At 51.6% G+C, this 22,858-nt stretch carries 14 protein-coding genes; 10 read left to right on the plus strand and 4 right to left on the minus strand.

Annotation, left to right across the window (positions count from 1 at the left end; genetic code table 11):
• Positions 1 to 3 precede the first annotated feature (3 nt).
• From BFJ94_RS05610 to BFJ94_RS05640, 7 genes are all read left to right on the plus strand, one after another.
• Complete coding sequence (locus tag BFJ94_RS05610) at positions 4 to 1,908, plus strand: assimilatory sulfite reductase (NADPH) flavoprotein subunit (protein ID WP_120461774.1); 1,905 nt, start codon at positions 4 to 6, stop codon at positions 1,906 to 1,908.
• A 27-nt stretch (positions 1,909 to 1,935) separates the two neighbouring features.
• Positions 1,936 to 3,666 carry an assimilatory sulfite reductase (NADPH) hemoprotein subunit gene (gene cysI, locus BFJ94_RS05615; RefSeq protein ID WP_120461775.1) on the plus strand — a complete coding sequence of 577 codons (1,731 nt, stop codon included), beginning with the start codon at positions 1,936 to 1,938 and terminating at the stop codon, positions 3,664 to 3,666.
• A 968-nt stretch (positions 3,667 to 4,634) separates the two neighbouring features.
• Positions 4,635 to 6,011, plus strand: coding sequence for an extracellular solute-binding protein (locus tag BFJ94_RS05620; RefSeq protein WP_120461776.1), 1,377 nt, complete (start codon positions 4,635 to 4,637; stop codon positions 6,009 to 6,011).
• A 115-nt stretch (positions 6,012 to 6,126) separates the two neighbouring features.
• Positions 6,127 to 7,020 (plus strand): carbohydrate ABC transporter permease, encoded by an 894-nt coding sequence (locus tag BFJ94_RS05625; RefSeq protein WP_120461777.1) that lies wholly within the window; start codon positions 6,127 to 6,129, stop codon positions 7,018 to 7,020.
• 18 nt (positions 7,021 to 7,038) lie between these two features.
• Positions 7,039 to 7,920 (plus strand): carbohydrate ABC transporter permease, encoded by an 882-nt coding sequence (locus tag BFJ94_RS05630; RefSeq protein ID WP_120461778.1) that lies wholly within the window; start codon positions 7,039 to 7,041, stop codon positions 7,918 to 7,920.
• A gap of 12 nt (positions 7,921 to 7,932) precedes the next feature.
• On the plus strand, positions 7,933 to 9,777 hold the full coding sequence (locus BFJ94_RS05635; protein WP_120461779.1) for a cache domain-containing sensor histidine kinase: 1,845 nt from the start codon (positions 7,933 to 7,935) through the stop codon (positions 9,775 to 9,777).
• Positions 9,774 to 10,979 (plus strand): response regulator, encoded by a 1,206-nt coding sequence (locus tag BFJ94_RS05640; protein WP_120461780.1) that lies wholly within the window; start codon positions 9,774 to 9,776, stop codon positions 10,977 to 10,979. The genes BFJ94_RS05635 and BFJ94_RS05640 overlap by 4 nt, the downstream gene beginning before the upstream one ends.
• Before the next feature lie 82 nt (positions 10,980 to 11,061).
• Here BFJ94_RS05640 and BFJ94_RS05645 read toward each other — a convergent pair whose 3' ends face one another.
• Complete coding sequence (locus tag BFJ94_RS05645) at positions 11,062 to 11,661, minus strand: TetR/AcrR family transcriptional regulator (RefSeq protein ID WP_120461781.1); 600 nt, start codon at positions 11,659 to 11,661, stop codon at positions 11,062 to 11,064.
• Entirely contained in the window at positions 11,601 to 15,896 is a 4,296-nt protein-coding gene (locus BFJ94_RS05650) for a 2-hydroxyacyl-CoA dehydratase (RefSeq protein WP_120461782.1), read from the minus strand. The genes BFJ94_RS05645 and BFJ94_RS05650 overlap by 61 nt, the downstream gene beginning before the upstream one ends.
• Positions 15,897 to 16,095: 199 nt before the next feature.
• Here BFJ94_RS05650 and BFJ94_RS05655 point away from each other — a divergent pair, with 199 nt between their 5' ends.
• Positions 16,096 to 16,800 (plus strand): DsbA family oxidoreductase, encoded by a 705-nt coding sequence (locus tag BFJ94_RS05655; RefSeq protein ID WP_120461783.1) that lies wholly within the window; start codon positions 16,096 to 16,098, stop codon positions 16,798 to 16,800.
• 261 nt (positions 16,801 to 17,061) lie between these two features.
• Here BFJ94_RS05655 and cls read toward each other — a convergent pair whose 3' ends face one another.
• Positions 17,062 to 18,513, minus strand: a complete 1,452-nt coding sequence (gene cls, locus BFJ94_RS05660; protein WP_120465105.1) for a cardiolipin synthase — start codon at positions 18,511 to 18,513, stop codon at positions 17,062 to 17,064.
• Between the two features lie 560 nt (positions 18,514 to 19,073).
• Here cls and rsgA point away from each other — a divergent pair.
• Together rsgA and BFJ94_RS05670 are read left to right on the plus strand one after the other, a co-directional pair.
• Complete coding sequence (gene rsgA, locus BFJ94_RS05665; RefSeq protein WP_229716985.1) at positions 19,074 to 20,318, plus strand: ribosome small subunit-dependent GTPase A; 1,245 nt, start codon at positions 19,074 to 19,076, stop codon at positions 20,316 to 20,318.
• Positions 20,319 to 20,822: 504 nt separating this feature from the next.
• Positions 20,823 to 21,554, plus strand: coding sequence for a tyrosine-protein phosphatase (locus BFJ94_RS05670; RefSeq protein ID WP_240431934.1), 732 nt, complete (start codon positions 20,823 to 20,825; stop codon positions 21,552 to 21,554).
• A 443-nt stretch (positions 21,555 to 21,997) separates the two neighbouring features.
• Here BFJ94_RS05670 and BFJ94_RS05680 read toward each other — a convergent pair whose 3' ends face one another.
• Positions 21,998 to 22,840, minus strand: coding sequence for a helix-turn-helix transcriptional regulator (locus BFJ94_RS05680; protein ID WP_120461786.1), 843 nt, complete (start codon positions 22,838 to 22,840; stop codon positions 21,998 to 22,000).
• Positions 22,841 to 22,858 lie beyond the last annotated feature (18 nt).

Below are 22,858 nucleotides of genomic sequence, written 5' to 3' on the forward strand. Positions count from 1 at the left end.
TGATTGGTCTTACAGGTTACGAACAGTCCTTTTAATGAAGAACAGGTGGAATTATTAAATCGTTTATTGCCGGGCTTGAACGATGCACAACGGGTGTGGTTGAGCGGTTATCTCACGGCGATGTTGGGCACTGCCGCGGTAGAAGCGGCTCCAATAGCTACTGCGGCAGCTAGTCAGACAGTGACGGTGAGTACGGCGGCTTCTGCGATACCTACGACAAGTGAGCCTTCTTCAGAAGTGCAGGTAGTTGCTCCAGTATCCAAAGAGGTGACGGTGTTATACGGCAGTCAGACGGGTAATGCGAAAGGACTGGCACAGCAGTTGTCACGTAGATTAGAGGGAGAAGGCTTCCAGGTGGCGACGGTCTCGATGGGAGATTTGAAGCCGAACCAGTTGAAGAAGATCGAGAGACTTCTGCTTCTGGTCAGTACGCATGGGGAAGGCGAGCCGCCGGATGCGGCGATCTCATTCTACGAGTTCCTGCACAGCAAACGCGCTCCGAGACTGGATGGACTGGAGTTCTCCGTGCTGGCACTTGGCGATACGTCCTATGAATTCTTCTGTCAGACCGGCAAGGATTTTGATCAACGTCTGGAGGAGCTTGGCGGCAAGCGAATCGCTGAGAGAGCGGATTGTGATGTCGACTTTGATGAAGCAGCGACGGAATGGATGAATCAAGTTCTGGCAGCGCTAAATGCAGGGCTTGGGGCAGGCTCAGACACTACCGTTCACGCCAATATGTCTCAGGTTACGGGAGACCAGGCCAGCGGAAATTCCTCTGCATACTCCCGGACGAACCCTTTTAAGGCTGAAATCCTAGAAAATCTGAACCTCAACGGACGCGGATCAGAACGCGAGACACGGCATATTGAATTATCGCTGGAAGGCTCAGGTCTGCAGTATCAACCAGGGGATTGCTTGGCTATTTACCCGGAGAATCATCCTCAGCTCGTGCAGGATATTCTGGAAGCGATGGGCTGGTCGGGTGAGGAATTCGTGACGATCAACAAAAATGGTGAGCAGAAGCCGCTTCGTGATGCTCTGTTGACCCATTATGAAATTACAGTGTTAACGAAACCGTTGTTAATCCAAGTCGCTGCCTTAACAGGGAATGCTCAGCTGCAAGAGCTAGTACAGCCTGGGCATGAGGCGGAGCTGAAATCATATCTGAACGGGCGTGACTTGCTGGATCTGATTCAGGATTTCTCGTTGCTGGGGTATGCGGCACAGGAAATCACATCTATTTTACGCAAAATACCTCCCCGCCAGTATTCGATCTCCAGCAGCCCCACGGCATATCCAGATGAAGTCCATATAACGGTGCGCACGGTGAGCTATGAGAGCTATGGCCGGGCAAGATACGGGGTCTGCTCGACGCAGCTGGCGCAGCGCGCTGAGGTTGGCGATTATCTGCCGGTATATATTCAGCAGAATGACCACTTCCGGCTTCCGGATAATCCGGATACACCGATTATTATGATCGGTCCTGGCACCGGCGTAGCTCCGTTCAGAGCGTTCCTGGGAGAACGGGAGGAGACGGGGGCAACCGGAAAATCATGGCTTTTCTATGGGGATCAGCATTTCACGACTGATTTTCTCTATCAGATTGAATGGCAGCGCTGGCTGAAGGACGGAGTCCTCACCCGGATGGAGGTAGCCTTCTCCCGGGATACGGCCGAGAAAGTATATGTTCAGCATCGCATGCTGGAGCATAGCCGCGAGGTATACGAATGGCTGGAGGAAGGAGCCGTCATCTATGTGTGCGGAGATGAGAAAAGAATGGCTCATGGCGTTCACGCCACCTTGCTTCAGATCATAGAGCGCGAAGGCGGCCTAAATGCCGAACAGGCTGTGGAATATTTGGCTCGCCTGCAGCAGGGGAAGCGCTACTTGAGGGATATATATTAATAGAGGCAGTTGAGAGGAGCATGGCTAATGTCTGACAATAATTTATTGTCTCCGAACAGTGCGCCGCATAGTGATGTGGAGGATATTAAACGCAGCAGTAACTATCTGCGCGGTAATCTGCGGGAGACACTGGAGGATCGCATTACGGCATCCATTCCCGAGGACGATAACCGATTGATGAAGTTTCACGGCAGCTATATGCAGGATGACCGTGATCTGCGCAATGAGCGTAATAAGCAGAAGCTGGAGCCAGCTTATCAATTCATGCTTCGCGTCCGCGCGGCGGGTGGAGTCGTGACACCGGATCAATGGCTGATGATGGATTCCTTATCCGAGCGCTATGGAAATGGCACGATCCGCTTAACGACGCGGCAATCCTTCCAATTGCACGGGCTCTTGAAATGGAATTTGAAGCAGACGATCAAGGAAGTCAATGATTCCTTATTGACGACGATTGCGGCTTGTGGAGACGTGAACCGTAACGTGATGTGCAACCCGAATCCGTACCAGTCGGAGATTCATGAGCAGGTCTATGCCTGGGCCAGTGAGCTGAGCAAGCATCTTGAGCCGAGAACACTCGCCTACCACGAGATTTGGCTGGACGGGGAGAAGGTGGAGAGCAGTCCTAGCAAAGAGGAACAGCAGGAGCAGGAGCCGATTTATGGCGCGGTATATTTGCCGCGAAAATTCAAGATCGGGGTCGCCGTTCCACCTTCGAATGATGTAGATGTCTATTCCCAGGATCTTGGTCTCATCGCAATCGTAGAGGATAGCAAGCTGCAGGGCTTCAATGTAACGGTCGGCGGAGGAATGGGCATGACCCACGGAGATACCCATACTTATCCGCAGGTGGGGCAGTTGATAGGCTTCTGCCGTCCGGAGCAGGTTGTCGAGCTGGCGGAGAAGACGGTAACGATTCAACGTGATTATGGTGATCGTGCGGTGCGCAAGCATGCTCGCTTCAAATACACGATCGATGATCGCGGTATCGACTGGTTCATCGAAGAACTGACGAAGCGGCTCGGCTGGAGCCTGGAGGACGCGCGTCCGTACCATTTTGAGCATAATGGCGATCGCTATGGCTGGGTGAAGGGCAGTGACGGCAGATGGCATTATACATTATTTATTCAGAATGGACGTATTAAGGATGAAGATGACTATTTGCTGAAGACCGGACTGCGTGAGATCGCCAAGGTTCATAGCGGTGATTTCCGCTTAACGGCGAATCAGAATCTAATTATCGGCGGCGTAACGAGCTATAAGAAGAAGAAAATTGACGAATTGGTGCAGAAATACGGATTGAGCGATGGCGCAAACTACACAGCCCTGCGCAGAAATTCGATGGCTTGCGTCGCCTTTCCGACCTGCGGTCTGGCGATGGCTGAATCAGAGCGCTACCTGCCTTCCTTGCTCGATAAGATCGAGCCGCTGCTGCAGGAAGTGGGGCTGGCGGAGGAGGATATCGTCATCCGTATGACCGGATGCCCGAACGGCTGCGCCAGACCGGCATTGGCCGAGATTGCCTTTATCGGCAAAGCGCCTGGCAAATACAATATGTATTTGGGCGGCGGCTTCACCGGTGACCGCTTAAGCAAGCTGTTCAAGGAAAATATCGGCGAAGCGGAAATTCTCGATTCACTCTCAGCGATCATTAAGCACTTTGCAGCAGACAGACGGGCAGGAGAGCATTTCGGTGACTTCGTCATCCGCAGCGGTTACGTCAAGGAAGTCCGCTCGGGACTTGATTTTCACGCCTGATAGATTTAGCGCGCAGCAGTGCTGGCTTTTTGAAGCCGGCACTGCTGTTTCTCACGCCCATGACAACTGTGTGCCTCCTCTGCCACTCCTCCGCATATCCCGGCATATATCGTAACGGCCTCTTGCATATCACAATACCGCACAAATTGTGACTTCCCCGTATTATGTGATGCCAGTGCTAACCCTTGTCGCTAGTGTACATCATGCGTGATACAAGATCATTAATGACTGCCTCGCCTAGATATTTCGAAGTATCGTGACCTTTGCACATATTGTGATACCTCTACTTGCCGCAATCCCCGGACCGATCCAGCCAATTTCTCCCGTCCAAACTTAAAAGCCTGCAAATATGCAGGAATTATCACTCCAAACCCGTGGTTCTGAGTAAATTCCTGCAAAAGTGCAGGCTTTTACCCCTATTTCCTTGAAATCAAGCCGATCCGAAGAAAATTCCTGCATAATCGCAGGAATTTATCATTTCAGGCCGGAAGTAAGCAAAATTCCTGCATATTTGCAGGAATTTGCCACCAGCGCGCGATTTCCATGTGAGCACAGGCACTATAAGTGGTAGTTCGATTGCGCCAACATCTTAATTTTACAAACATAACTCCTTAAGATCACGCATTGTAGGGTGTACCCACTTCCAACATAATGAAACTATAGATGTTGAGCTAAATTGCTGATAAGTGCGAATATGCAGCTATATGGCTACTTTTCAGCCTCCACTCAAGATATAACTGCTCCTATACAACTATTCGCAAGGATTTCTTACAAACGGGGCTTTCGTCAGGAAAATAGTTGCAATTACGCAGTTATTCCCTAATTCAAGGGTCGTTTCCCGAGAAATAAGTGTATTTCAGCAGCTATTAGCTATAGATGTTGAACTGGAGGAAGGGCAGGCATCATCGGGACGATCATGGGTTCAACTTATATAGATAGTAAATATAAAGCGAGGGGGATTTATAAGTATGAAGTTCAAGCCACTGATGATTGCGCTGCTTGCTAGTGCACTGACTTTGGGATTGGCTGCTTGCAGCAGCGGCAATAATGGAAGCGCCAGCAGCAACGGCGGGAAGAACGAAGGCAGCACGAACACGAACAGTCAGACGAACTCTGGTAACCAAGAAGATACGAGCAAGAAAGAGGTCAAGATTACTTTCCAGAACATCTACCCGGACCCCAGCGATCCGAAGTACAAAATGCTGCGCACCGTGGTCAGCAATTATGAAGCCGAGCATCCAAATGTCAAAATCGAGCTGGATTCGCTAAATACCGACCAGCAGAAGGTGAAGCTGAAGACTCAGGCGGCTTCCAAGGAAGTGCCGGACATTACGATCGTGAACCCGGCGGCACAAATGAAGCCATTTGTGGATGCAGGCCTGTTTGCACCGCTCAATGAGATGGTTGAGAAGAATGGACTGAAGGGAACCTTCCAAGAAGGCATCCTGGATTATTATACCTTCGACAACAATCTCTATGCGCTTCCGGACGGCAACAATATCGCCATTGTCTATTATAACAAGAAGATGTTCGAAGAAGGCGGAGTCAAGGTTCCTACTACCTTCGAGGAAATGGTCGATGTGGTGAAGCAGCTTAAGGCGAAGGGCATCCAACCGATGGCGATCGGGGAGAAGGATTCCTGGACTGGTTCCTTCCTGTTCATGAATATTCTGCTCCGCACGAACGGCGGCCCTGGCTTCCTCCAGGATGTAATCGATGGCAAGAAGACGTTTGAAGATCCGGCGTTCACCGAAGCAGTTAATGCTTTTGAAGATCTGGTGCAGGCCGGAGCTTTCCAGGAAGGAGCCACTTCCTTCGACTATAACGCAGGCGAGAACTTGTTCAAGACAGGCAAAGCAGCGATGTATTTCATGGGCAGCTGGGCTACAGGCGGTATCGAAGAATCGACAGCTAACGAGAATCAGAATGTCGGTGTGTTCAAGTTCCCGACCGTTAACGGCAAGGGGAATCCTAATGAATTCATGCTTGCTCCGGGCAGCGCATTCGCCGTCTCCAAGGATAGCAAGCATTTGGAGGAGACCCTCGACTTCCTGAACTACTTCCTGATCAACTATCCAAAGGAGATGTTCAATCTGAAAGGCGCGATCGGTCTGGCGCAGACCGTGGACGGTGATTTCAAAGCAGCCGGATATTCCGATATGGCGATGGAGGTTCTGAACCTGTTCAAGGATGTGAAAGGGGGAGACCTCGCCTTCGACAATACGATGAATCCAGGTACGGCGCAGGCTCATCTAAGCAGCATTCAGAATCTGTTCGTATCGAAGACAGATGCGGGCGTAGTGGCGAAAGAGCATCAGACGGCTTATGAGGAAAATAAAGACTAACACCGGCTTAAGAATTAAGTAGAGGAGATCATAGATCGTCGAGGAGACCGGAAGGAAGCGGCCTATGTACCAAGCGCCCTTCGGTCTCCTTGCTATAAACAACGGGAGGGAACCCATGAATGTACTTAGAGTGTCAGGCTGGAAGATCGCCGCTTTCGTGCTGCCATGCCTTATCATATATAGCTTGCTCGTGTTCGTGCCGATTCTCGTATCCTTCTATAGCGGGCTGCTCGACTGGAACGGAATCGGAGATGCCAAGTTTATCGGCCTGAAAAATTTCGAGAAAATGCTAACTAACGACTCCATTTTCTGGCCTGCGGTAGGTAGAACGCTGCTGCTGGCCGGGGTTTCCATGGGCGTGCAGCTCCCGATCGCCCTATGTGTGGCCATCTTAATCAGCCGCTATGTGAGGAAGCCTAACTTTCTCGTGTCGAGTTATTTTTTGCCGGTTATCCTCTCGGTCGTCGTCATCGGACAACTCTGGAAGACCATCTATAATCCGGCTTCCATGGGCGGCATGCTGAATCAGATTCTGGAATCACTAGGACTGCAATCCTGGACCCATTCCTGGTTGACCGAGCCGAAGATAGCGATCTATTCCGTGATCGTCGTCGCCCTGTGGCAGTATCTCGGCTATCATATTCTGATTCAATTCACCGGCATTCAGAATATTCCATCTGACATTTACGAAGCTGCCAAGATCGATGGGGCCAGCGGACTGAAGGCAGATCGTTACATTACGCTGCCGCTCATTGTGCCCATCTTCAAAATCTCGGTGGTACTATCGTTTATCGGTTCGCTGCAATCTTTTGACTTGATTATGGTAATGACTGGCGGAGGTCCGGCTCATGCGACAGAGGTCGTGGCCAGCCTGATGTATAATATGTCGTTCTTATCGATGAAGTATGGATACGGCAGTGCGATCGCTTCTTTCCTGGTCATTCTATGCCTGGTAGCAACGATTATTATCAACGGTTTGTTCAGCAAGCTGGACAAACGGTATTCATAGAAGAAAGGGGGAGATAAGATGAGTTACACGGCACCTGTCCTGCGGAAACCAACGGTGCGAAATGATAGACGCGGACGCTTCTCAGTTACCACTTCCATCGTCTATGTGATCTTCGCGATCCTGATCGTTACTCAGCTCTATCCTTTGCTGTGGCTGCTGATCTATTCCTTGAAGACGAACGAGGAGATTCTCTCCGGCAGCTTCTTCGCCTTGCCAGCCAGTCTGCAATGGCAGAATTACAGCGATGCGCTCGGAGGCGGACAGTATTTCCGCTACCTGGGCAATAGCCTGTTCGTCACTTCGGTAACGATGGTCTGTGTGATTGTGCTCGCTTCGCTGACTGGATTCGCCATCGCCCGATTCCGTTGGAAATATGCCAATGCCGTGTTGATGGTCTTCCTCGTTGGCATGATGATCCCGATGCAGGGAACCCTGCTGCCGCTGATGATCATCTTCAAGCATCTGGGCATTCTGAATACGCATCTGTCGCTAATCTTGCCTTATATGGCTTTTCAGACTCCGATAGCCGTCTTTATTATTAGCGGTTTCATGCGCTCGATCCCTCACGAGATCGAAGAATCAGCGATTGTGGATGGCTCCGGCGTATTCCGGATTTACTGGAACATCGCTCTGCCTATTTCCGTCCCCCCGATCATGACGGTCTGCATTTTGACCTTCATTAATATTTGGAATGAGTATATTCTCGCAGCCACCTTCGTTACAGCAGAACGGTTAAAAACACTACCTTTTGGCGTATACAGCTTCGTCAGTCAATATTCGGTGAACTACGGCGGGATCGGGGCTTTTCTCGTGCTCGGGGCACTGCCGGTCATTCTGATCTACTTCCTGTTAGCGGAGAAGATTACGAAGGGGATGGTCGCCGGAGCAGTCAAGGGGTAAAATAAGCTTACTATGAGAAGCCTTCGTTCCATCCACAACCGTCTTTTTCTATTACTATTTGTCAGTATGCTGGCTTTGCTGCTCATCACCACTTACCTATATTACCAGCGAGCGACCGAACAGATCCGTACCAAGATTAGCGATATCGCCGAGAAAAATATGTCACAGACCGCGGGGCTATTGGATCTGCTATTGAGAAGCTATGACAGCGCTACCAAATCATTGAACAGTAATACCGAGCTGATGCGACTACTGCAGAATCGCAGGTCAAGCTATGATCCGACCTTCTTCGTGAACAATGATCAGAGAATAACGGACACATTAGGCTCGATCTTCTACTCGCGGGATGATATCGTCGGAATCCATATCGTGACGTATTCAGGCAGGGTGTATAGCTATGAACGCTCGATGGGTGGCAAAGTACGGGAATACGCAGAGACAGCCTGGTTCGGGAAATTGCGGCAGTCCTCCGGGGAGATGAAATGGTTGGGGGTGTACCCGCAATCGCTCATGAGCGGGGGCTTCGACCAACCGGTCTTTGCCTTCGGCCGTCAGCTGTTCGAGCTCAGCGAGCTTAAGCCGATCGGGATCGTATTAATCGAGACGGATGCTTCGGCAATTCTCTCGGCGCTGTCCAACGCCAGTCTGGGTACCGGAAGCATGGTGGCGATCCGCGATGAACAGGGTGTGGAGATCATTCGTACCCCTGATTCCGCCGACAGTGAGGGCGATGATGAGACCATCATTGCCGAGGACTGGCCCTCCATGACTAAAGTAGAAAGGATATTCATAGAGGAGCATGCTGGTGCTCTCTTCACAGCAGCGCCGATTCAGAAACCGGAATGGACATTAATTAGCAAGACCCCGCTTTCTGAGATGCAGCTCGAATTGAAGAAGACAAGAGAGTATCTATTATCAGTCGTCATCGGGGTCGTTATCGCGGCTACGATTCTGGCCGGTTTTATCTCACGTACTTTCTCTCTGCCGTTCAAGCGTCTGATCCGTGAAATGAAGCAGGTGGAGATGGGGAATTTCCGCGGAGAGGTCAAGGTGGATTCCTATGAAGAAATCAATGTGCTGGTCGCCTCCTTCAACCGCATGGTCGGCCGGATGGATGAATTGATCGAGGGGATCAAGCTGGCTTCCATCAGCGAGAAGAATGCCCAGCTGCAAGCGCTGCAGACCCAGGTAAACCCGCATTTTCTGTTCAACACGCTCGATATGATCTATTGGATGCTGGATGAGCGGGAGAATGATCGGCTTGGCCGCGTGATTCTATCCCTGTCCCACATGTTCCGCTACAACAGTGAATGGGAGGAAGGGGCTAGCTCGACCATCGGCAAGGAACTAGAGCAGATGCGGAATTATCTGACGATTATAGAGACTCGTCTCGGTGAACGGCTGCAGGTGGAGATCGATATTCAGCCACAGCATTTGGGAGTAAGAATCCCGAAAATGACCTTACAGCCCATCCTCGAAAATGCAGTGAAATACGGGCTTGAACCGCTGGAGCATACCGGTCGGCTGCGTGTGTACAGTGAGGAGCAGGATGACCTGCTGTTATTCATCATCGAAGATGATGGAGCAGGCATGGATGATTTAACGCTGCAGAGAATATCAGCGATTTTGCTTCCCGGACGCCGCGAGCAAGCTGGCGAGCCGAGCTTATGCAGGAAGGGACTAGAGCAGGCGGAAGGAGAGGGCCAGCGCCAGGGAATAGGCCTCTTCAATGTCGATCAGCGACTAAGGCTTATGTTCGGAGAAGCCTTCGGTCTGCTTCTTGACAGCGAAGCCGGGCGAGGAACTAAAGTAATGATTGTGATGCCGATATCCGATACGAAGGAGGCGGAGAGATGAATATTCTGGTAGTTGATGATGAGAGCATTATTCGCGAGGGGATTCAGCGCACACTGGCGCATCATTTTCCAGAGCATAGGGTCTATCTGGCGGCGAAGGCAGATGAGGCGGCTTGGCTGCTGCGGACGGAGTCGATTGATCTGGTATTGACCGATGTGCGGATGCCGGGGATGACCGGCCTGAAGCTAATGGAGCTATCCCGCAGCCGACATCCTCATGTCCATTGGGTGGTGATATCCGCTTATTCCGAATTTTCCTATGCCCGTGAAGCAGTGCGCCTTGGCGCCCGCGATTATCTACTCAAGCCGATCGGCAAGGAAGCGCTGATTGAGATGATCGAGTATCTGGGCGCAGAAATAGAGAAGAGCAATCTTCGTAACAGGGAAGCCCAACTGCTGCGGCAGAATGTGCGCCTGCTGCGCGAAGGGGCGCTCGCCCGGCTGATGACGGGGCTGGATCTCGGCGGTCTCGCTGCGAAGGAGCTGTTGGAGGACTATCCTTTCTTCTATCTCGTGATGGTGCAGATGGAGCAGGCGCGGGCGGGGCATCTGGAGCATTTTATCGTGGAAAATATACTGACTGAGCTGCTGGAGAGCTTCGGTCATGGGATCGTTGCCAGCACATCGCTTAATGATCAGGTGGGCCTGGTGACGTTCGATTTCCCGAATCAATTGCCTGTCTTATTGACAGAGCTGAAGAGCCAGCTCCGGCGCTGCCTGAAGGTGCCGTTCCAGATTCGCGCCTCCGAGGAGCTGGACAACTTCGCACAAATCCCCGAGCAGGTGCAGTTGCTTGCGCAGACGACGATGGGCAGTTCCGACGAGCCTCATTATGAGCATAGTAATAATCAGGCGATCGAGCTGGCCCTGAAATATATCAAGGCCCATTATTATGAGGAGCTGACGCTGGAAACCGTCTCTTCCGTTGTATTCCTGAACCCGGTCTATTTCAGCCAGTTGTTCAAGCAGAAGACCGGACATGGCTTCAAGGATTATATGACCCACTTGCGGATGGAGGAGGCCAAGCGCCTGCTGCGTTCCTCAAGTCTGAAGATCTCTGACATCGCCGATCGGGTCGGTTATCAGGATATGAGGCATTTCTCGCAGGTGTTTCGCCGTAAGCTCAACATGACACCGAGCGAGTATCGGCAGCAGATGGGCGCTTCCGGTAAGGATGATTACAATCGTTTATCATGGAGTTAGAGAGGCAGATCGACGCAAAAAACCGGGGAATCGCCAGCACTTGGCTGGGATGCTCCGGTTTTATTTATACTTCAACTTTTGACTATAGAGACATTTTGCTCATAATCTCTTCTACCTGCTGCTCGATATCGGGCAGGGGGCAATGATAAATGCCGCTGATCAGCGGCTCCATCAGGATCGGGAAGAGCAGGGCGCCGAAGATTTGCATACCGGTCATAATCAGCTTGTTCGAATCGGCCTCCTGTGTTATTTCCTGCAGAACGGTCAGGATTTTGGGAAACCCCATCGTTTTGACAAAATGGGCGAATTCAAATTGCGATTCGAAGGGGAAGCTGCTATGCTTGACAATTTGTCTTAGCAGGTCAGGATATCTCTGAAAAGTCTTGGCATAATCGGTTAAGAAGCGCTTCAGCCGTTCCTTGGCAGGCAGCTCCGTCTGATCCAGAATGGCGAAGCAGCCTTTATAGGAATTCAAAATCGCCTTGATCGTCTCATTCAGCAGCTTGTCCTTCGATCCAAAATAATAGTTGACCATTGCAATATTCACATTTGCTAGCGCAGCAATCTTTCGTGTCGTTACAGCCTCAAATCCCGTCTTCATAATAAAATCATGGGTTACCTTCAAAATATGCTCCTTGGTTGACAGTTCCTGTTCACTGTGTTCACTGGGTTGCTGCTCCATTTCATCACCTCGGTTCGTTCTATATTTTTGAATGCAGTCGCCAGCATCAGCTTCAGGCGGTTGATCTGGTTGACCTCCGTCTCGCTGGCATCATAGTCGATCGCTGTAATATTAGCTGACGGGTATAGCTCCTTCAAGCCTTTGAGCATGCCACGTCCGGTAACATGGTTCGGCAGACAGGCAAAGGGCTGGATACAGGCGATATTCGCTACTCCGCTCTCAATCAGTTCCATCATCTCTGCGGTGAGGAACCAGCCTTCGCCAGCCTGATTGCCGACGGAGAGCAGGCGGCTCGCCTTCTCAGCCAGCTCGAATATCGTCAGCGGAGCAGTGAACCGTTCGCTGAGCAGTAATGCATCCTTGAGTGGCTTACGGAATTGCTCCAGGAAATAGATGGCGCTTCGTCCGCCAGCCACACCCATCTTGCTCTTGCCAAGATGCTGTCCTTTGTACATCGGTCCGAAGCTGCAGTACAGGAAGAAATCGAGAATATCCGGCACCGCGGCCTCTGCGCCTTCCTGTTCAATCACCTCTACGATATGATTATTAGCCCCGGGATGGAATTTCACGAGAATCTCGCCGACCACGCCGATTCTTGGCTTGCGCTGCTCCGTAATCGGCAGGGCGTCGAATTCCTGCACGATCGCTGCCAGATTGCTTCGGTAAGTGCGGAAGCTGAAGTTATAGAGCGAGGCCCGGCAAATGTTCATCCATTTGCGGTACAGCTCATTAGCGCTTCCGGGATGGAGCTCGTAGGGACGGACGCGGTTGCTAACCCGCATCAGTGCATCACCGTAGACCGTCGCGGCGATCAGCTTCTTCACCAGGCTTAAGCTGAACTCAAAGCCTGGATGCTTCTCAAGCCCAACGGCATTCAGGGAGATGACGGGCACTTGCTCCATACCGGCGTCCTTCAGCGCTTTGCGCAGCAGAGCGATATAATTGGTGGCTCGGCAGGCACCTCCGGTCTGCGACATGATGACCGCCGTCCGGTTCACATCATATTTGCCGCTTCTTAGCGCGTGGACGAGCTGACCGATCGTCAGAATCGCCGGATAGCAGGCATCATTATTGACGAAGCGCAGCCCGTCATCGACCGTCGCCGCGCTCACTTCCGGGATGAGCTCGGCCTGGTAGCCTTCGCTGTTCAGCACCGCTTCATACAATTCGAAATGAACCGGCGACATTTGCGGAATCAGAATCGTATAGTTCTCTCTCATCTCCTTCGTGAACAGGATCGGGCCCTCATGCTCGGGATCGGGCCTAGTGGCTTCCACCCGGATCTGCTTCTGTTCGCGCTCCTTCATCGCTGCCAGCAGCGAACGGATGCGGATGCGGGCCGCCCCGAGATTGTTGATCTCGTCGATCTTGATCATCGTGTACATCTTATGATGCCGCTCTAATATCTCCTGCACCATATCGGCTGTTACGGCATCGAGACCGCAGCCGAACGAGTTCAATTGCACAAGCTCGATCTCAGGACGAGCGGCTACGACCCGCGCGGCCCGGTACAGACGAGAGTGGTACGTCCATTGATTGACGACCCGCAAGTCACGAGTCGGTTCAGCCAGATGGGCGATGGAATCCTCAGTCAGCACGGCCAGACCATAAGTATTGATCAATTCAGGGATGCCATGATGAATTTCCGGGTCGACATGATAGGGGCGACCGGCAAGCACGATCCCTTTCGTGCCTGTCTCTTGCAGGAAGCGCAGAACTTCCTCGCCCTTGCGGCGAATATCCGCTCTGGCCGCCTCAGCTTCCTCCAGCGCGGCATCGACGGCCTCGTTGATCTCCTGCCGGGGAATGTCCGAGAATTGGGCGATCAGTTCTTTCTTAAGCGCTCTCGGATTGTCCAGGGTCAGGAATGTCTGGATATAGGGGATGCCCGCCTCTTTCAAGCGGTCCATATTCACGCGGATGACTTCAGGGTAGGACGTCACCACCGGACAGTTAAAATGATTCCGCGCTTCCGGGTCTTCCTTATGCTCATAGACAATCGAAGGATAGAAAATGAAGTCGACCTGCTGATCGATTAGGCTGTCGATATGGCCATGGGTTAGCTTGGCCGGGTAGCAGACTGATTCCGAGGGAATCGATTCCATGCCGCGCTCATACAGCTTCTTGCTTGAACGAGGGGAGAGGATCACCCGGTACTTCAGCTTCGTAAAAAAGGTGTGCCAGAACGGATAATTCTCATACATATTCAGCACCCGCGGAATACCGATTGTACCACGCTCGGCCTCGTCAGCAGGTAGCGATTCATAATTGAGGATACGTTCATACTTATATTCATACAGATTAGGCAGGCTGCTCTTCTCTTTGCGCAGACCGGCTCCACGCTCGCAGCGGTTGCCGGTAATGAAGAAGCGCTTATCCTGGAAGCGATTGATCGTCAGGGCGCAGTTGTTCCCGCATAGTCCGCAGCGGCTATGTGATACCGCGCAGGAGAATTCGTCGAGCTCGGCTGGCGTGAGCATGGAGCTGCCGCCGCTACTGTACTGCTCCTTGGCAATCAGAGCGCAGCCATAGGCACCCATCATCCCGGCGATATCGGGTCGGACGACCTGCTTGCCAATCAGCAGCTCGAAGGCGCGGAGCACGGCTTCATTATAGAATGTCCCGCCCTGCACGATAATGTTCTCGCCCAATTCCTCGGTATTGCGCAGCTTCAGCACCTTCTGAATCGCATTCTTGATGACGGAATAGGACAGTCCAGCCGACAGATTGGCCAGCGAGACGCCTTCCTTCTGCACCTGCTTCACCTTGGAGTTCATAAAGACGGTGCAGCGGGAGCCTAGATCCACGGGCTCGTCGGCCAGCAGCGCCGCCTCGGCGAACTGCTCGATCGGAACGTTCAGCGACTGGGAGAAGCTCTCCAGGAAGGAGCCGCAGCCAGCGGAGCAGGCCTCGTTCAGCATGAGTCCGTCGATGGCGCCGTTCCTGATCTTGATGCATTTCATGTCCTGCCCGCCGATATCGAGGATGAAATCCACATCCGGGGAGAAGCGGGCCGCCGCTTTATAATGCGCAATCGTCTCGATCTCTCCGGCATCGATCTTGAAGGCCGCTTTGATGAGGCCTTCGCCATAGCCGGTCACCGCTGCATTCGCGATATAGACATCGGGCGGCAGCTCGCGGTACATGGCGAGCAGACCGCTGCGCACTGATTCCAGCGGATGGCCGTTATTGCTGTCATAAAAGGTATAGAGCAGCTCATCGCCCGTTCCGGTCAGCACAATCTTCGTCGTGGTGGACCCGGCATCGATGCCGAGGAAGAGCGGACCTCGATAGGAGGATAGCTCCTCCTTCGATACGGAGGCCTGGGCATGGCGCTCGCGAAACTGCTGCAGCTCCGCCTCGTCCTGAAACAAGCGGGGGAGGGAGGAAGCACCGCGACTCTTGCCGCTCATGGTGAAGCTCTCGAAGCGGGTACAGAGCTCGTCAATGGCGACGCACTCACTGCCTTTGCTCTTGATCGCTGCGCCAAGGGCGACGAAGTACAGGCTGTTCGCCGGGAATATAACGGCCTCATCGGCGATCTTGAGCGTCTCGATGAAGCGCTGGCGCAGCTCGGAGAGATAGGTCAGCGGTCCACCGAGAAAGGCGACGTTGCCGCTGATCGGACGGCCGCAAGCCAGCCCGCTGATCGTCTGGTTGACGACGCTCTGGAACACCGAGGCGGCGATATCCTCCTTGCGCGCGCCTTCGTTAAGCAGCGGCTGGACGTCTGTCTTGGCGAATACGCCGCATCTGGAGGCGATCGGGTAGATCGTCTTGCAGCCTTTGGCCAGCTCGTTCATCCCTGCCGCCTCGGTCTTCAGCAATGCGGCGATCTGATCGATGAACGCGCCGGTTCCTCCAGCACAAGCGGCATTCATACGCTGCTCCAGGCCTCCCGTGAAATAGATGATCTTGGCGTCCTCGCCGCCCAGTTCAATGACTACGTCGGTCTTTGGTATGTATTGTTCAACCGCCTCTGTGCAGGCGATAACCTCCTGGATGAAGGGCAGCTTCACATGCCCGGCTATCGTTAATCCTGCTGATCCGGCTATATTCATGGATACGGAAGCATCCGGGAATCGCTGTCTGAGTTCATGAAGCATTTGCAGTGTCGTGCCTTTTACGTCCGAATAATGTCTGCCGTATTCCTGATGTATGATCTCGCCATCCGCTGTAATTGCAACCAGTTTCGCCGTAGTTGATCCAATGTCCAGTCCAATGTGCAGTAGCATACAATAGCGTCTCCTTTAAACTATGATTTAAACACTGTTTAACGCGAATATAACATGTGACTTTTGTCCCGTCTGTGAGAAACGGCACACTATTTTTCTGTATTTATTAAATTTAGGTACTGTAGTTTTGTAAGTCTATGCTTTATAATGTAATTGTCATAGTTACAGCTAGTAACCAGGAGGATAAGGAGGATTTATGATGAAGGTAGAAGTATGGTCTGATGTTGCATGTCCTTTCTGCTATATAGGGAAAAGAAAGTTCGAACAGGCGCTGGAGCAGTTCCCGCATAAAGATCAGGTGGAGCTCGTATTCAAGAGCTTCCAGCTCGATCCCGATGCACCGAAGCAGTATGATCAGTCGATGAATGAGATGCTGGCCCAGAAGTATGGAATTTCTGTGGAACAGGCGAGAGGGATGAACGCCCAGGTCGTCGCCCAAGCTAGCGAGGTCGGTCTGAATTATCAGTTGGACACGGCGATCATGACGAATACGCTCGATGCTCACCGGGTCAGCCATTATGCGGATACGAAGGGCAAGGGCAGAGAAATGGTGGAGCGTCTATTGGCAGCTTATTTTACGGAATCGAAAAATGTAGGGGATCATGATGTACTGGCGGCGCTGGCTGCCGAGGTCGGACTGGACGCCGCTGAGGTGAAGCAGATGCTGGCTGGGGATGAGTATAAGGAGCAGGTGATCCGCGATCAGCAGGAGGGAGGACAACTGGGCGTGCAGGCGGTGCCGTTCTTCGTACTGAACCGCAAATATGGGGTTCGGGGAGCGCAGCCGGTGGAATCCTTCCTGGGCGTGCTGAACCAGGTATGGGAAGAGGAGAATCCGAAGACGAAGCTGGATGTGGTCGGCGATGCCGGCGCAGCGTGCACAGATGATTCCTGTTCATTGTAAGAATGAGCTCTGGACCGACGCTTAGTTGCAGAAATACACTTATTCGGGCAAAATCAGCTTGAAGTCAGAAAATAGATGCGTATATGCAACTATTCCCTGTAAAAAGCACCGATCGAAGTAAAATTCATCCGTATAATTGCATAATTGCAGTTATATTACCGGTTACCCGAATCATGCAGGCGTATAGTTGTATATATGCAGTTATATCTCTATAACTGTAAAAAACCGTCAAGGAAGATCCTTCCTGACGGTTTTTCTATGCTATAGAATCGGCGATAGCAGACGAGATATGGACTCCTTGATACGGACGAATCTGGAACGCTGCTCGTATTCTTCCAGAGTAAGGAGGCTGGAATGCTCGATATCTTTTATGAAAATTTGATTTAATTCCTTGGCTGTAGGTTCATGATAAATAAATGCATTCACCTCAAAATTGAGACGGAAGCTGCGGTAATCCATATTCGCCGTTCCTACAGACGCGATTTCGTCGTCGATAACGACGGTCTTGGCATGGATAAAGCCCTTCTCATAGAGATAGACCTTGACGCCCAGCTTCAACAGTTCGCCGACATGGGACAGAGTTGCCCAGTAGATGAACGGATGATCCGGTTTGTCCGGAATCATGATATGTACGTCAACGCCAGATAGAGCAGCGATTCGCAATGCATCAAAGACGCTCGGGTCCGGCACAAAGTAAGGGGTCTGGATATACACGGAGCTCTTGGCTGACAGTATCATTTTGATATAACCGTTCTTGATATGTTCGAGACTGGAGTCAGGTCCACTGGTCACAACCTGCATGCTTACCTGATCCTTCGTCTCCATTTCCGGGAACAGACTAGGACTATATGTAATTTCATGATGCTGTGATGCCTGGCTCCAATCCAGAATGAAGCGGATTTGCATGGAATAGACGGCGTTGCCCTCAACTCTTAGATGGGTGTCGCGCCAATAGCCGAACTTCTTCTTCAAGCCCAGGTATTCATCTCCGACATTGAACCCGCCGACGTAGCCGATCTTGCCGTCAATGATGACGAGCTTGCGATGATTACGATAGTTGATTCTTAAATTGATCAGATGCAGCTTGGATGGGAAGAAGGCCTCGGCTTCCCCGCCCGCCTCCAGGAAATCCTTGAAGAACCCTCTCGTTAACTGCCGCGACCCTAGCTCATCGTACAATAGCCGCACTTTGACACCTTGCCTTGCTTTCTCGGTCAGAAGGTCGAGCAGTTTCTTGCCCAGATTATCCCTGCGATAAATATAATACTGAACATGAACGGATTGCTGCGCTGCCTGTATATCCTGAAATAAACGGTCAAACTTGGCTTTACCTTCTGTGAAGATCTCGAGCTGATTATCTTCGGTCAACAAGGCTTGATTCTCGTTCAGATACATGTAAATGAGATCATCATACTTCTGCGCGATTTCATTCTTGAACTGGAATTCACCCGCCTGGATGCAATCCATTTGAGCGAGCAATCTTTTCTCGTAGTGCAGCTTCTTGAAGTCATCCCAATGGAATAGCTTGATGGTTCGGAAATTCTGCGCGAAGAGCAGGTACAGAATAAATCCAAGCACCGGGATGAAGGAAAGAACAAGCAGCCAGGCCCAGGTCGAGCCGATATCTTTTCTTTCCTGAAAGACGATGATGATGGCTAACAGGACGTTGAGCACAAGGACGATACCAACAACGATAGAAATAATAGAAGACATACTCATGACAGGTTCGTTTAGTCCTCCTGCAACTGGTTTATAATATTGTGATGATTATGCCACATCATTATACTTGAGCCTGTCTCTGAAATACAAGCTTCAAGTCAGGATGAAGCCTTCGTATTGTCTTTTGGGTAGGTTAAGTCTTCACGGCCCCATGCTTGAATATATGCTGAAAAGCTAGCTCCCGAGCCAAAAGATCATTATAGTTATTCTGTCCATTGACGGAGTTTGGCGTTGTTCAGTACACTGTGAGAAATGCTGAAGGAGGCGATTGTATATGAGTAAACAGATATTTGCTGAGTGGATTGGTTTCGTCGTGTTTGTTGCTGATAACATAGAGTCTCCCGAGCGGACTGCAGTCTTTTGATAGAGGTAGGCTGCTTATTTCATGATGTGAAATAGGCGGACTATCGTATACACAAGCTGTACATGGAGCATCCGTAGAGGGATTTCTGCGGGTGCTTTTTGATGTGTCTGTGAGATCAGTCCTGTCAACAGCCTGTTGACTGTCTGTCGCTAGGACGGGAGTGAATCGATGGGGCTAGTGTGAAGTGGCTATGCGCAGAAATGACCTTACGGTCTCCTGGTCTGTTCAGGGGAATACGAAGGGAGAATATATCATTAAAATGGAATACGAGTCATTGAAGGCCTTTGGTTGGACGGCAGATTGGCAGCCGAAGTGGTTAAGTGTAGCGGAGAAATATGATGGGGATCGGTTAAAAGAGGGCGGCTATGGAGCTGAAGTTGCGGATGGAGTCCATGGATTCAATGGGGCCGCCAGGGCAGATGGGATCGAGCCTGCACGAATTGTCGCCGATTACGGACAGAAGTATGAGATTCGCAGCGAGCGAGGAACGAGCTGGGCCGCCTTATCCGGCAAGGCCAGACTTAGATGCAAAGAGCAGAGAAGCTATCCCGGTGTCGGAGATTGGGTTGCTGTCAAGATGATGAATGAGGGCGATGATGCGGTGATTCATGAAGTACTGGAGCGGAAAAGCTTAATCGTCAGGCAAGCCGCCGGCTTTGAGACGAAGGAACAGGTTATAGCAGCCAATGTGGATACGCTGTTCATCGTCTGCGCCTTGAATCATGATTTTAATGTGCGCCGCATCGAACGGTATTTGATCATGGCCTGGAACAGCGGGGTGAATCCGGTCATCGTCCTCAGCAAGAGTGATCTGTGCGAGGATGTTCCATCCTATGTAGCTGAGACGGAGATGATTGCCCCCGGAGTGCCGATCATCAGCGTGTCGGCGCATCTGGGAATCGGGAGGGAACGGCTCGAAGCTTACGTCTCGCCCGGGACGACGATTGCTCTCGCCGGGTCCTCAGGGAGCGGGAAATCGACGCTTATTAACTGGTTGACGGGGGCTGAGATACAGCTTACGCAAGAGGTGCGGGAGGAAGATAGTCGAGGCCGGCATACGACGACGCACAGGGAGTTGTTCCTGCTGCCGCAGGGCGGCGTACTGATCGATACTCCGGGGATGCGCGAGCTGTCGATCTGGGATAATGACGGCGGGCTGGAACGGACCTTCGAGGATATCGAGCATCTGAAGGAAGATTGTCTGTTCAGCGATTGCCAGCATCGGCGCGAGAAGGGATGTGCGGTGTTACAGGCCGTGCAGGATGGGACTCTGGATCAGAAGCGACTGGATAATTATCATAAGATGCAGCGTGAGATCCAGTTCCAGATGAGAAAAGAAAGAATCGCCGCGAAGAAAAACGCCAGCCGCTCCAGCACCGGCCCGAAATCAGGGCAGCGAGACCGTCGGGGGTGGCGTAGGGAGATAGAGGAGTAACTTCGCAAGGGTGGGGGGGCCGCGAGGGTAAATTCCTGCAAATAGGCAGGAATTACTTCTACCCAGCGCCCTAAAGTGGAAAATTCCTGCGAAAATGCAGGAATTTGCTCCGGATGAGCTTGATTCGAAGGAAATACGAGTAAAAGCCTGCACTTCTGCAGGCTTTTACTCGTAACAGGTGGATTCATGCGCCAAAGCCCGCATATTTGCATCTTTTTTGGTCTGTGCGGCGGAGATGGTGCGATTCAGTTGCTCAGCTATTGCGGCGGGACACCTGTTTTGAAGAGCACCAAGTCCCACTATCCGCTACCTTATCTTTAGCAGCAAGTAACTCAGGGACGCCGCCTTTGTCGAAATAAGCACCGCCTAAACACTGCCGCTGTCACTTAAAATTGACGGACAAGAGGTGCATTTCCTATAATTTGTAGTAGGAAGATGTGAATAGAGTGACTGATATTATAGCATCCAGCAATGGATGGGGGAAAGGCGGTAAGTTTATTGACGATGGCAATGAATGGCATGGAACGTTTGCTTAAATTAGACGGAGCTTACAATGTGCGTGATATTGGTGGATATAGGACGTTATCCGGGGCTATAGTGCAGCGTGGACGCTTGTTCCGTGCGGATGGTCTGCATCAGCTTTCGCAGCGGGATCAAGAGACGATTCTGGGGCTAGGCGTCAAGACGATTGTTGATCTACGCTTCGATGATGAAACTGCGGCCAAGAAGGATGTATTCGCGGAGCACAGCGAGGTTGACTATCACAATATCTCACTAGTTAACCCGGCTACTACCAAGCTGAGCGAGATCAGCAACTTAAGTGATATGTACAAGATTCTGCTGGATCAAAGCAACTCATTATTGATTGAGGTGTTCCGTCTGATCGCAACGGTGAAGGAGGGGCTCTTGTTCCACTGCTCAGCCGGTAAGGATAGAACAGGCGTTGTAGCTGCGCTGCTGCTCGATCTGGCGGAGGTGCCAAGGGAGACGATCATCAGCGATTATGCGGAGACGGAAACCAATCTGGCACCGATCATGGATGAGCTTCTGGCGCATCGTCCAGCGGAGATGAGCGAGGCTGAATTCCGCCTATTCATGGGCAGCGCGCCAGAGAATATGGAGATCATGCTGGATCATCTCTATTCTGTCTATGGCGGAGCGGAGCAGTATTTATCCGGTAATGGCCTACTTGCGGATGAGATCGATTCGTTGAAGCATAAGTTACTAAAAGGCTAAGAAACCAGCTGTCTCATAAGTCGATCTTCCGACTTGGAGACGCCTCTTTTGCGTACCCAAGCGTGCCCAAAGATATGAACAGCCCCCTGTTCTGGTCGGATCACTCGGACACGGACATCAATGTCCGTTAGCGTTGATTCTGTGGCACTCCTGCCCTTGTAACGGTCAAAAATGTCCGTTACAAGGGCAATAGCCACGAAAAATGGCATTTTGTGCTTCTAAGGGTCAAAAGTGTCCGTTAGAGGAGCAGAGTTGTTGTTTTCAGGCTCTAACGGACATTTTTGACCGCTAGATTAGCGGAGGGTTCTGACCGACCGTGTTTGTCTCTTGCGCCACGCAAGCTTAATGGATTGTACAGAGATTGAAGTCGAAGCGATTAATACGGAGTTTGAGATTGTGGCTTTGCCCACAAAAAAGGTTGGACAGCCCCTATTTTTCACTGCTCATGATTGCTTCGTCAGTAATCTTCTCAATTTATTCTCAGTGTTCGATTCGGGCGCTGGGGTGTAGATGCTGCAGCGTAAGTCCGTCTCGCCCTGCACCTGAAAGGAAGTGAGGTGGAACAGCATTTTGCCAGCTTTGGCGTGCCTGAATTCAATCAGCACCTCTGGCGCGGTGCTAACCTTGCTCTGCTGCCATAAGGTGTTGAACTCCGGCGCGGCTTCGTTCATCTCATTAATGAATTGTTCATACCATTCATCCTCTACGTACTGTCCGTAATAGGCGCGGAATATGGCCAGAAATCCGCTGACGAAATCCTCCCAGTTCACGGCAAGCCGCCGTAATTCCTTCCTCGTAAACAGTAAAGAAATCATATTCCTCTGTTCAAAGGGAATCTGATCGAAATTGACGAACACCTGGGAAGCCGCTGCATTCCAGGCGACGATATTATAGTGGCGGTCATTGATAATCGCCGGGCAGTAGCGTAGCTCCTGAATGATCTTGATCAGAGCAGGGCTGATCTCCGCGAAAGTGTCCTTGGGCCGGGCAGCAGGAGAGACGGGACCCATAGCCAGGGCGAACAGATATTTACGCTCATCCCCCGTTAACTTCAGTGCGGTAGCAACGCAATCCAGTACAGAAGCAGACACTTGAATATCCCGGCCTTGCTCAAGCCATGTGTACCAGGTTGCGCTAACTCCGGCCAACTGGGCGACCTCCTCCCGGCGCAGCCCGGGAGTCCGCCTGCGTGTGCCGTGCGCGAAGCCGACCGATTCCGGGGAAATCTTCGCCCGGCTATATTTTAGAAATTCCGACAAGGCTTGAAGCCGTCCTTGGTCCTTCATCTATCGTTCACCCTCCAG

This window comes from Paenibacillus aceti, assembly GCF_003614185.1.
GTDB classification, from domain to species: Bacteria; Bacillota; Bacilli; order Paenibacillales; family Paenibacillaceae; genus Fontibacillus; species Fontibacillus aceti.

Excerpts from the sequence above, each read along its gene's own strand:
- cysI (WP_120461775.1), top strand. The coding sequence starts at position 1,936 with ATGTCTGACAATAATTTATTGTCTCCGAACAGTGCGCCGCATAGTGAT.
- BFJ94_RS05620 (WP_120461776.1), top strand. The coding sequence starts at position 4,635 with ATGAAGTTCAAGCCACTGATGATTGCGCTGCTTGCTAGTGCACTGACT.
- BFJ94_RS05625 (WP_120461777.1), top strand. The coding sequence starts at position 6,127 with ATGAATGTACTTAGAGTGTCAGGCTGGAAGATCGCCGCTTTCGTGCTG.
- BFJ94_RS05630 (WP_120461778.1), top strand. The coding sequence starts at position 7,039 with ATGAGTTACACGGCACCTGTCCTGCGGAAACCAACGGTGCGAAATGAT.
- BFJ94_RS05635 (WP_120461779.1), top strand. The coding sequence starts at position 7,933 with ATGAGAAGCCTTCGTTCCATCCACAACCGTCTTTTTCTATTACTATTT.
- BFJ94_RS05640 (WP_120461780.1), top strand. The coding sequence starts at position 9,774 with ATGAATATTCTGGTAGTTGATGATGAGAGCATTATTCGCGAGGGGATT.
- BFJ94_RS05645 (WP_120461781.1), bottom strand. The coding sequence starts at position 11,661 with ATGGAGCAGCAACCCAGTGAACACAGTGAACAGGAACTGTCAACCAAG.
- BFJ94_RS05650 (WP_120461782.1), bottom strand. The coding sequence starts at position 15,896 with ATGCTACTGCACATTGGACTGGACATTGGATCAACTACGGCGAAACTG.
- BFJ94_RS05655 (WP_120461783.1), top strand. The coding sequence starts at position 16,096 with ATGAAGGTAGAAGTATGGTCTGATGTTGCATGTCCTTTCTGCTATATA.
- cls (WP_120465105.1), bottom strand. The coding sequence starts at position 18,513 with ATGTCTTCTATTATTTCTATCGTTGTTGGTATCGTCCTTGTGCTCAAC.
- rsgA (WP_229716985.1), top strand. The coding sequence starts at position 19,074 with ATGCGCAGAAATGACCTTACGGTCTCCTGGTCTGTTCAGGGGAATACG.
- BFJ94_RS05670 (WP_240431934.1), top strand. The coding sequence starts at position 20,823 with ATGGCAATGAATGGCATGGAACGTTTGCTTAAATTAGACGGAGCTTAC.
- BFJ94_RS05680 (WP_120461786.1), bottom strand. The coding sequence starts at position 22,840 with ATGAAGGACCAAGGACGGCTTCAAGCCTTGTCGGAATTTCTAAAATAT.